Annotated in this window: 10 protein-coding genes; 4 read left to right on the forward strand and 6 right to left on the reverse strand. The window is 34.5% G+C overall.

The window, feature by feature from the left end:
* Positions 1 to 59 precede the first annotated feature (59 nt).
* From EV201_RS10930 to hemW, 4 genes are all read right to left on the reverse strand, one after another.
* Positions 60 to 1,448: a TolC family protein gene (locus tag EV201_RS10930; protein WP_165389633.1), complete on the reverse strand. Its 1,389-nt coding sequence runs from the start codon at positions 1,446 to 1,448 to the stop codon at positions 60 to 62.
* A gap of 48 nt (positions 1,449 to 1,496) precedes the next feature.
* The gene (locus tag EV201_RS10935; protein WP_165389634.1) at positions 1,497 to 2,111 is read right to left on the reverse strand and encodes a TetR/AcrR family transcriptional regulator; all 615 of its coding nucleotides are present in this window, start codon (positions 2,109 to 2,111) and stop codon (positions 1,497 to 1,499) included.
* Positions 2,112 to 2,336: 225 nt separating this feature from the next.
* On the reverse strand, positions 2,337 to 2,723 hold the full coding sequence (locus EV201_RS10940) for a rhodanese-like domain-containing protein (protein WP_130307600.1): 387 nt from the start codon (positions 2,721 to 2,723) through the stop codon (positions 2,337 to 2,339).
* A gap of 37 nt (positions 2,724 to 2,760) precedes the next feature.
* A complete protein-coding gene (gene hemW, locus EV201_RS10945; RefSeq protein ID WP_130307601.1) occupies positions 2,761 to 3,894 on the reverse strand; it encodes a radical SAM family heme chaperone HemW in 1,134 nt (377 codons plus the stop codon).
* 189 nt (positions 3,895 to 4,083) lie between these two features.
* On the opposite strand from hemW, the gene EV201_RS10950 reads away from it, so the two are divergent.
* Together EV201_RS10950 and EV201_RS10955 are read left to right on the forward strand one after the other, a co-directional pair.
* Complete coding sequence (locus tag EV201_RS10950; RefSeq protein WP_130307602.1) at positions 4,084 to 4,803, forward strand: head GIN domain-containing protein; 720 nt, start codon at positions 4,084 to 4,086, stop codon at positions 4,801 to 4,803.
* Between the two features lie 159 nt (positions 4,804 to 4,962).
* A complete protein-coding gene (locus tag EV201_RS10955; protein ID WP_130307603.1) occupies positions 4,963 to 5,391 on the forward strand; it encodes a VanZ family protein in 429 nt (142 codons plus the stop codon).
* On the opposite strand, the gene EV201_RS10960 is transcribed toward EV201_RS10955, so the two are convergent.
* On the reverse strand, positions 5,386 to 5,829 hold the full coding sequence (locus EV201_RS10960) for an RrF2 family transcriptional regulator (protein WP_130307604.1): 444 nt from the start codon (positions 5,827 to 5,829) through the stop codon (positions 5,386 to 5,388). The two genes, EV201_RS10955 and EV201_RS10960, sit on opposite strands and share 6 nt — an antisense overlap.
* Positions 5,830 to 6,042: 213 nt before the next feature.
* A complete protein-coding gene (rpiB, locus tag EV201_RS10965; RefSeq protein WP_130307605.1) occupies positions 6,043 to 6,474 on the reverse strand; it encodes a ribose 5-phosphate isomerase B in 432 nt (143 codons plus the stop codon).
* Positions 6,475 to 6,759: 285 nt separating this feature from the next.
* On the opposite strand from rpiB, the gene dnaG reads away from it, so the two are divergent.
* Positions 6,760 to 8,712 carry a DNA primase gene (gene dnaG, locus EV201_RS10970; RefSeq protein WP_130307606.1) on the forward strand — a complete coding sequence of 651 codons (1,953 nt, stop codon included), beginning with the start codon at positions 6,760 to 6,762 and terminating at the stop codon, positions 8,710 to 8,712.
* A 57-nt stretch (positions 8,713 to 8,769) separates the two neighbouring features.
* Positions 8,770 to 9,273: a pyridoxamine 5'-phosphate oxidase family protein gene (locus EV201_RS10975; protein WP_130307607.1), complete on the forward strand. Its 504-nt coding sequence runs from the start codon at positions 8,770 to 8,772 to the stop codon at positions 9,271 to 9,273.
* Positions 9,274 to 9,915: the final 642 nt, after the last annotated feature.

Here is a 9,915-nt window from a genome sequence, read left to right on the forward strand (position 1 = left end):
TATAAAGAATTAGCTTACGACTGATTTTTTGTAATTGATTATTTTAATTTAGGCTATATTTAGAGTTTACCCAATGCTTTATCGAAGGCAATTTTTGAATTCAATAAATTAAGCGTTGCGTTGATATAAGCAGAATGTGAATTCAAATATTGTTGTTCATTATTCGAAAGTTCGGTACTTGTCGAAACCCCTTCGTTAAACTTTACAAGAGTTCTTTCGTAAATGCGTTTGGCAATTTCCAGTCCTTTAAGGTCATTTTCATATGTGTCTTTGGCATTCACCAACGAATTGTATGAAAGACTCAAATCCTTTTTAAGACTTTGTTCTGTATTGTATTTCAGATCTTCAATTTTCTTATAATTGATTTTTTCCTGTTTAATCTTTGATCGACGATTGAAACCGGTAAAAATGGGCATGCTGATTTTTAAACCAACCATTGATGACTTAAACCAGGGCACATTACTTTTATACACATTCCAAGCATCTGCACTGGTGTTTTTACCATAACTGTAAAAAGCTGAAAGATTAGGCAGGTAGCCTGCTTGTTCGTTTTTGATAATTAATTTTTGAGCTTTAAGTTGCGTATCTACAATTTTATAATCGATATGATTTTCAAGATCCAATTCTTTGGATTCGGTTTTCGAAATAAGGAGTGGATTAATGAAAGTCTCTAAGTTATTATTCAGTTCAATATCTTTTTCAATATCGTATCCCATAGTAAACTTCAGCATGATAAGGGCATTGGAAATGGCTCTTTTTGCATCTGATAATTGATTTTCGGAACGTTTCAACATTAGCATCACCTGGTCAACATCAAGTTCTTCGCGAAAACCATTTTCGTAATAAGCTTTTGTTTCGAAATGTGTTTTCTTTGTGATGGCTACATTCTCTTCAATGGTTTTGTAGTTTTCCCGAGCCACCAATACATTATAATAGGCCTGTGCCACTAAATCCTTAACATCAATCTCCGATTTGGTTTTGGTGTTTTGCGAAAGCTGAACGAAAACCTTAGCCGCACCCAAACCTACTATATAGGAACCATCAAAAATTTTCTGATCGACATTAACTGTTGCAGCACTGGTATAGGTTTGTCCAAATTTCACAGGTGTGTATTCCCCGGCATTTCCTCCAAAAAATTCAGCAGGTAATAAGCTGACTGCAATATCCAGATTTTTGGAATAGTTTGCACTGGCTTTAACCTGTGGCAACCCTGTTGAAATAGCTTCCCATACTTTTCTCTTCGCCACTTTTAAATCGTAATCGCTGCCTTTAACCATAAAGGAATTTTCCAAAGCATACTTTTGAGCTTCTTCCAAACTGAACTTTATAGGACTATCTGTTCGGGCTTCTTTCGAACTGATTTCTTCAGTGTCTTTTATTTGGGCTTTCACACCCACACTCGAAAATACCAGCAAAACGACGCTCGCAATTTGTAAGAGATTCTTCATTTGTACTTTCATTCTTTAGTCGTGATTTTATAATATTTTAAATAATGGTCAATCTTGTTTCGATATTTTATTGAGATACTCAACACCTTTTATACTACAGATACCATGTAAATGATACAAGGTTAATTCCCTATGAAATCTTTCTGAAAATATTTCATCCCCGTTATAGGCTTCAAGTTCCTGATTCCAACGATTTAAATAGAAACGAATCAACAGGTTAGAAATGATTTCGATATTGAAATTATCCCGATACAGTCCTTCTTTAATACCTTGATTAATATTGATGAGCAAATCAGATTTAAACAGTTCTAGTTTTCGGGTTTTAAATTCTTTGGCCAGTTCGGGATGGTATTTATTTAAATCGTAATCAAACGAATGATGTTGATTTTTTAGAATTCCCAGAACGAATTGATGAAACTCCCAATAACAATCAATAGCATTTAGTCCTTTATATTTTTCAGATTGAAAGTTGAATCTTGGGTTACTCAAATCCCAATTTACAACCTCTTCAATAAGTTCATACTTGTTTTTAAAATATTGATAAAGTGTTTTTTTAGAGATACTTAGCTTTTTAGAAATATCATCCATCGATACACTGCGGGTACCACACTGAAAGAACAAAGTGTGTGCTGATTCTAATATTTTTTGTTTTTGACTTTCCATTATGCAAAGATAACACATAAATAAACTCAGGAAACTTTTGTGCTCGTGAAAGTTTCCTTGGTTTTATTAAAATTATATTACCGTGTTTATTCTATCAGTATAGTATATAGATGAATATCCGAATGTGAAAGTAGGAAGTCTTAAAGAAGAACCTTGATTCTTTTAGGTGAAACAGGAATAATAATCGGTGAATAGGTGAAATGTTCTATTTTGGAGATAAATTTTTTACTTGACAAGTTTATAGCCTTTGGCTTTCCAATCTTCAAAGCCTTTTGTCAGAGAATAAATTTTGTTTGGGTATTTTTCAGCAATCAACCAACAGGCTTTTTGACTTCTTTTTCCATATCTGCAATAGACCAGGATTGATCGGGAATTAGGAATGGTGTCGAGAATAGAATAAAGTTTCTCTGAGGTTTCGGCAAATACGGCACCTTTTATATGGCCTTCGATGTGATCAATTTTTCTGCTGACATCTATCAAAAGATGATTATTATCTTTTTGAATCAGAGATTGAAATTTTTTTGCACTCAGCTTTTTAAATTCAATTTTCTGTGCTTGACCTGTAAAACCAAGCAAAAGAATTAGAGTGCTTATAAGGAAAATACGTTTCATGCAGATGTTGATTTTTTTAAGAGCTGGATAAAGCGGTTTATTCTTCTATAAAAAAGAAGTCCGACATCACATCATTTGAAATAAAAACACCTTTGTCGGTGAGAATGATATGTTCCTTTTCAATTCTCACATCTTCGCTTTGAATGAATTTATTGGCTTTTTCCTGACAATATTGGTAGTAGGATTCTCCAAACTCACGTTTTACCAAATCCAAATCCAAACCCCACATGGTTCTTAGCGATGTTAAAACATAGTCATTAAACCTATCGTTAAAACTCAGCTCTTCATATTCTGAATAAACGCCACCTTCTTCAACAGCTTTCATATATTTCAGGTTATCTGAAATATTCCATTCTCTTCTGTCTAAATTGTAGGAATGTGCTGAAGGTCCCAAGCCCAAATACATCTTTTGCTGCCAATAACTGCTATTGTGTTTCGATTCCAAACCGACTTGACTGAAATTTGATATTTCGTAATGCAAGAATCCATGTTTCTTCGCTTCAGAAATAAGATGTTTGTATTGCGCCAGACTAATATCTTCGTTCAACTCCTTAATAATTCCTTTTTTTAGTTTGTGAGTAAATACGGTGTTGGGATCGTACATTAAATGATATGAGGAGATGTGTTGAATATTTAATTCGAATACTTTCTCAAGATTCTCTTCCCATTTTTTCAAACTCAAACCAGGAACACCATAAATTTGATCGACAGAGATATTATCAAAACCATAAGTTTGTGCTCTTTTTATGGCATCATATGCTTGCTGACCTGTGTGACGTCGATTCATTAAAATCAGATCTTCATCATGAAAAGATTGAATCCCCACGGATAGTCGGTTGACCGATGTTTCTTTTAAATCTTTCAGATAGTCGTGCGTTAAATCATCAGGATTGGCTTCTAAGGTTATTTCTGCATTCTTATTTATAATAAAGTGCTTTCCAACTTCAAGGATTAAAGATTGAATTTCCTCTGGTGAATAAACCGAGGGCGTTCCTCCACCAAAGTAGATGCTATCAATTTGACTTCCCGAAAGGTAATTTTTTCGGTCATTCAATTCTTTTTTTAAACAAACGAGCATTCTTTCTTTTGCTTGAAGACTGATACTTTTATGAAAGGCACAGTAGTGACAAAGTTGTTTGCAAAAGGGAATATGAAAATAAATACCTGACATATAGGCTTGATTAAAAGTTTAAAAAGAGACCTTTCATTTCAGAACGATAGAGCACATATTATATTGTATTCAATAGTATTTGAAATGCTGGTGCAACATTAGTTAAAAATTGTCGTCTTTCAGATAGTTGATACCAACCAAATTAAGATTTATTGTTTAAGCCCGATTGCTCGGGAAAAAATATCCAGCATGAATAAGTTAAAAAAAATAAAGACAGGCCTGGCAGTTATCCTTCTGATTTTCGCTTTTACCAATCCAATATTGGCAGATGGTGTTAGAGGCAATGGCAAAGTTACCACCGAAAAACGTGAAGTAAGTGATTTTACTGGTATAAAAGTGAGTGGTGCCTATACAATCTACCTGACTCAAGATGAAAATTGCAGCCTTAAGGTAGTAGCTGATGAAAATGTTCAGGATCTTATTAAATCGGAGGTTCGAAATGATGTTTTGTATATCAAAAACGAAGAAAGCATTCATGATACCAAGAAGATGGAGTTGTATATTGGTTTTAAATATTTACGTTTTATAAAAGCGAGTGGTGCAATTTCCTTGAAAAACGAAAATAGTTTGAAATTTGATGAGCTGGAAATTGAAATCAATGGGGCTTCTTCAGCTAAGCTTGAATTAACAGCCAATAAGCTTTCGGTAGATAATAGTGGTGCATCATCAATTAGTTTAAAAGGATCGGCTAAAGAGCTAAATATTGATATATCAGGAGCTGGTAGTGTAAATGCGGTTGATTTAAAGGCTCTCGAAGCTCGAATTGATATAAGCGGTGTTGGAACAGGTAAGGTTTTTGTGCAGGATAAGCTTAATGTTAGTATTTCAGGTATTGGGTCTGTTAAGTATAAAGGGGATCCTACTGTTACCAGTGATATTTCGTTCTTAGGCGTACTCAAAAAATTGTAAGAATTTTAGAAACCTCTAAATATACCCTCTATGTTTAAAAACGTTAAACATAGGGGGTTTTTTATGTGAATTTCATTGAGCTTTGAAAATTCTTCAGCAACTTTATAGCTAACTTCGGATGGAAGTCAATTATTTGAACGAAAACTGTAAATCTATATCATGGGGACCAATTTGTTGATTCGAAATATTATCTGGGCAATTGTTATTTTTGTTTTATGCTCGGTGCCTGGTGATAGTTTGCCTCAAACGTCTATGTTTGCAATTCCTTACTTCGACAAAATGGTTCATTTTGGCTTATTCTTTATTATGGGAATTTTTCTGATTGCTGAACTCAGATACCAAACCCGATTGAGTCGAATGAGTATTGCCCTGATTACGTTTGTTTTTATTGCCCTTTATGGGGGAACCATTGAGATTTTACAAGAACGTTACTTTGTAAATAGGAGTGGTGATTTTTGGGATCTTTGTGCTGATGTTGCCGGAGGAATTTGTTCGGTTTTGATGTTCCCTTTTCTAAAAAAACAAAAGGACCTACTTTTAAATCGTAAGCCCTTTTGCAATTATTCTTTTCTGAAGAAAATTCTATAAACTGATATATTCGTCAGTCTTTTCAATTTCTGTAATCAGTTTGCCAACGGTTCTTTCGTTAAACAAATTGTATAGTTGTTGGCGAATAGCACCAAACTGACCGTGAACCGGACAAGGATCTTGGTTGTTTGTATCTGTTTTACATGGACGCATACCAATCAAACAATTCTCAAACATATCGAGTCCGTCAACAATCTCAACGATATTCATCAAGCTGATTTCCATCGGATCTTTACCCAAACCAAAACCACCATGTGGGCCTTTGGTTGAGCTTAGCAGTTTCTGACGAGCCAGGCTTTGAAGAATTTTTCCCAAAAATGGGGTTGGAATTTCCAGATCTTCAGATATTTTTTTGATACCAATTTTCTTACCGTCCTGAGCATTTAAAGCCAAATAGATAACCGATCGGATTGCGTATTTACAAGTATTCGATAACATTCTTATTCTGTTCTAAAGGTAGTTCACTAAACATGACATGTCAAAGCCAATTTAGCTTTATGTCTTATATTATAATTGAATTATTTGACCTCTCTATTGAGAATAAATAACTCAACTTGGCAAATATAGGAAAATTAAAAGATTAATAACGCATCTCTAACTCTGTAATTCTCAATTTATCATGATTCTTTAATCCTGATATAATTAAGAAAACTATTTTACAGCAATTTTGTCAACTCTTTTTTGGTGACGGCCACCTTCAAACTCGGTTTTAATAAATATTTCGGCAATAGCCTGCGCTTCTTCAAATGAAATAAAACGAGCTGGCATACCGCAAACATTGGCATCATTGTGCTGACGGGCTAGTTCAGCTATTTCCGCTGTCCAGCAAAGTGCTGCACGAATTCCCTGGTGCTTATTAGCTGTCATGGTAATACCGTTGCCACTACCACAAATGGTGAATCCAAAATCGAATTCTTTGTTTTCTACGGCTGTAGCCAATGGGTGTGCGGTATCAGGATAATCCATACTTTCTTCAGAATGGCATCCAAAATCTTTAACATCGTGTCCTTCTTTGGTAAATAGTTCTACCAATCGGTTTTTATACTGAAATCCAGCGTGGTCACAAGCAATTGCAATTTTCATATTTTTTCTTTTGAATTGATCTACTAATATACGTTTAAGAAGCTTCCTAAGGATTATTAGAGAACAAGATAGGTTTATTATAAATGATTGTTGTTTAGCTCACAAAAGTAGTAAAATATGTAGCAAGGAAAATAAGTTTTTTTCGCAATTCCGGATTGAAATATAAAATTTGAAAATCGCCTTAGGTTTTACAGTCCTTTTTTGTGAAAAACAGCACTTATTTTCTGTTGAAATCTTTTTTCGAAATAGCGAAATCATTTGAGTCTTCTTTTCTATTTTTGCTTCATGATTGATCAATCAACAGTACAAAAGATTTTTGACACAGCTCAAATTGACGAAGTCGTTTCTGATTTCGTAACACTTCGTAAGCGAGGTGTTAACTTTTTGGGACTATGTCCTTTTCATAATGAAAAGACACCCTCATTTACCGTTTCTCCCGCCAAAGGTATTTACAAATGTTTTGGTTGTGGAAAAGGGGGAAACTCGGTGAACTTTGTTATGGAACATGAGCATCTCGACTACGTGGGTGCTTTAAAATATCTCGGAAAAAAATATCATATCGATATTGTTGACGAGGAATTGTCACCTGAGCAAGAACAACGAAAGAATGATAGGGAGAGTATGATGATTGTCAACTCTTTTGCACAAAAATATTTTTCGGAAAAGCTTTTACAGAGTGAAGAGGGCATGGCCGTTGGGATGAGCTACTTACGAGAGCGTGGTTTTCGTGAAGATATTATTCAGAAGTTTCAAGTTGGATACTGTCTTGATAGTTGGAATGCTTTTTCGGAGCAAGCAATTCAATCAGGTTATAAAAAGGAATTCCTGGTTAAAACAGGCTTAAGCATCGATAAAGAGAAAGGTTTGATTGACCGTTTTAAAGGTCGCGTTCTTTTTCCCATTCATGGGATTGCAGGTAGAACACTTGGTTTTGGTGGTCGAATTTTGAAGAAAGATCCTAAAGCTGCCAAATATTTGAATTCTCCCGAATCGGAGGTTTATCACAAAAGTCGTATTCTTTATGGTATCTATCAGGCTAAAAAGAGCATGGTTCAGAATGATAAATGCTATTTGGTTGAAGGCTATACAGACGTTTTAGCATTTCATCAGGCGGGAATCGAAAATGTGGTTGCTTCTTCAGGAACAGCATTAACAGCAGATCAAATTCGTTTGGTTAAGCGATTCACCAATAATATGACCATTATATATGATGGTGATCCCGCTGGTATCAAAGCTTCACTTCGGGGAATTGATTTGGTTTTGGAACAAGAACTCAATGTTAAGGTTTTATTATTGCCTGAAGGAGAAGATCCCGATTCGTTCTCAAGAACGATGGGGGCAACGGAATTGTCACAATATATAGAGAAGAACGAAACGGACTTCATTGTTTTTAAGACGAATCTACTTTTGGCTGATGCTAAGAACGATCCGGTGAAACGCGCCAATTTAATTATTGATATTGTGCGGTCAATCGCGATTATTCCTGATAATATTATTCGTTCGGTCTATGTAAAGGAATGCAGTAGTATATTAAATGTTGACGAACGCGTTCTTTATACTGAGATTAATAAGATTAAAGGACGTCTTCAGGAAGAAGCCTGGAAAAACGAACAACGTTCGAATATTGAACTACAAGCTCAGGAAGATTCTATCGTTAATCAGAGTATCATTCGTGCCGACAATGATTGTGATTTAGAAGAGAGAGCCTTAATTCGTTTATTACTCAATTTCGGAAAAGAAGAACTGTTTCATAATAAGAATGAACAAGGAGAAGACGAGTCGATTTTAGTAGGGAACTATATCGTAGATGAATTAGAGCGAGATGAATTGGGGTCGGTCAACGAATCTTACCAGAAAGTTTTTGATGAGTATATAAAGAATAAGTTCAATCCGGATTTTGAAGCGAAGACCTTCTTTAGAGATCACACCGATTCAAAAATTGTTCAGCTTGCCGCCGATATTATGAGTGAACCCCACCAATTAAGTGGTATGTGGACTCGTAACGATAGTTATATCGAATCGGAAGAGATGAAATTAAAAGAGATTGTTCCAAAACTGGTGAATGAATATAAAGGTAAAAAGGTTAAACTTTTGATTGAAGAAGTGGTTCAGGAAATGCAACAAGTTCAGGCAAGCGGAGATACAGATCGTTTAATGGAGCTAATGAAACAGAAAATGGTTCTGGATCAAATAAAAAATGCGATTTCAAAAGAGCTGGGCAATAGAACTGTATTTTAAATAATGACATAGGGGGGTGACACTTATCATTTAATCATCTCAAAAAAGAATAAATTTATGAAGACTGTATTTATTGAAGATCAGAAGGAAATTGATGAGATTATTAATTCATGTGATCTTTGTCATTTAGGTGTTATCGATATTGAGGGTAGACCTTATGTTGTACCGATGAACTTTGGTTACCTGGATGGTTACATTTATTTACATGGAGCCAATTTTGGAAAGTTGATTGATTCTTTAAAAAATAATCCGGATGCCTGTATCACATTCTGCACCGATACAGTTTTAGCCTATCAAAATGTAGAAGTTGCTTGTAGTTACAGAGTAAAAGGTAAAAGTATTGTAGCAAGAGGAACTATAGAGTTTATTAATGACTACGATAAAAAGGTTGATGCTTTAAATTCGTTGATGGCACAATTTACAGATAGAAAGTTCACCTATAATTCACCGGCCGTTAAAAATGTTGAGATCTACAGAATGAAGCTGGATGATTTTACAGCCAAAGAATTTGGTAAATATAACGAGCAAACTTTCCCTTGGATGAAGAGACATGGTAGGTAAACAGAATGATTTATGATGATTCTTGTCTCATTATCAGTTTATAAGATTTTTTATAGTGATCTTTCGTTGTATAATTGATATTTGAGACAGAGGAATAAGTATAGGGGAATGGATTTTTCTCTCTTGAAAAGGATAGGCGAAAGCTTATCCTTTTTCTTTTTGGATTTTCATGAGATTTTAGGCTCATCACAGGAGCATATTTAATCAATATTACTTTCGGAAAAATCTTTTTTGAAAATAATGGACACTGCCTATCAGAGCTTTAGGCTTTAACTTGAAAAAAGTGGATCTTCGCATTAGGAAAGTTGAAATAAAAAGGTCTATATTTGCACTCGCTTTAAGAGAGAGGCGCTGATCTTTGAATCGTTTGTAATGCTTGTAAACACTGAGTAATCTCGGGAAAAACAATTAAAAAATAAACGAAAAAAGATTTGCAGAATTAGAATTAAGTTTCTTATATTTGCAGCCGCTTTGATAGCGAAAAGTTCTTAAAAAATTTGGTGATGATAACAGGAAGTGGAGTTTAATTTCTTTCGAAAAAAAAAACTTAAAAAAACTTCAATTTTGTTTTGGTTTTTAAAATGAAAAGTTGTTATCTTTGCACCCGCTTTGACGCTGTAATCAGCATCAAAACAGAGAAGA

The sequence above is a fragment of the Ancylomarina subtilis genome (genome assembly GCF_004217115.1).
GTDB lineage: Bacteria > Bacteroidota > Bacteroidia > Bacteroidales > Marinifilaceae > Ancylomarina > Ancylomarina subtilis.

Excerpts from the sequence above, each read along its gene's own strand:
- EV201_RS10940 (WP_130307600.1), bottom strand. The coding sequence starts at position 2,723 with ATGAAACGTATTTTCCTTATAAGCACTCTAATTCTTTTGCTTGGTTTT.
- EV201_RS10955 (WP_130307603.1), top strand. The coding sequence starts at position 4,963 with ATGGGGACCAATTTGTTGATTCGAAATATTATCTGGGCAATTGTTATT.
- EV201_RS10975 (WP_130307607.1), top strand. The coding sequence starts at position 8,770 with ATGAAGACTGTATTTATTGAAGATCAGAAGGAAATTGATGAGATTATT.
- EV201_RS10935 (WP_165389634.1), bottom strand. The coding sequence starts at position 2,111 with ATGGAAAGTCAAAAACAAAAAATATTAGAATCAGCACACACTTTGTTC.
- EV201_RS10950 (WP_130307602.1), top strand. The coding sequence starts at position 4,084 with ATGAATAAGTTAAAAAAAATAAAGACAGGCCTGGCAGTTATCCTTCTG.
- EV201_RS10960 (WP_130307604.1), bottom strand. The coding sequence starts at position 5,829 with ATGTTATCGAATACTTGTAAATACGCAATCCGATCGGTTATCTATTTG.
- EV201_RS10930 (WP_165389633.1), bottom strand. The coding sequence starts at position 1,448 with ATGAAGAATCTCTTACAAATTGCGAGCGTCGTTTTGCTGGTATTTTCG.
- hemW (WP_130307601.1), bottom strand. The coding sequence starts at position 3,894 with ATGTCAGGTATTTATTTTCATATTCCCTTTTGCAAACAACTTTGTCAC.
- rpiB (WP_130307605.1), bottom strand. The coding sequence starts at position 6,474 with ATGAAAATTGCAATTGCTTGTGACCACGCTGGATTTCAGTATAAAAAC.
- dnaG (WP_130307606.1), top strand. The coding sequence starts at position 6,760 with ATGATTGATCAATCAACAGTACAAAAGATTTTTGACACAGCTCAAATT.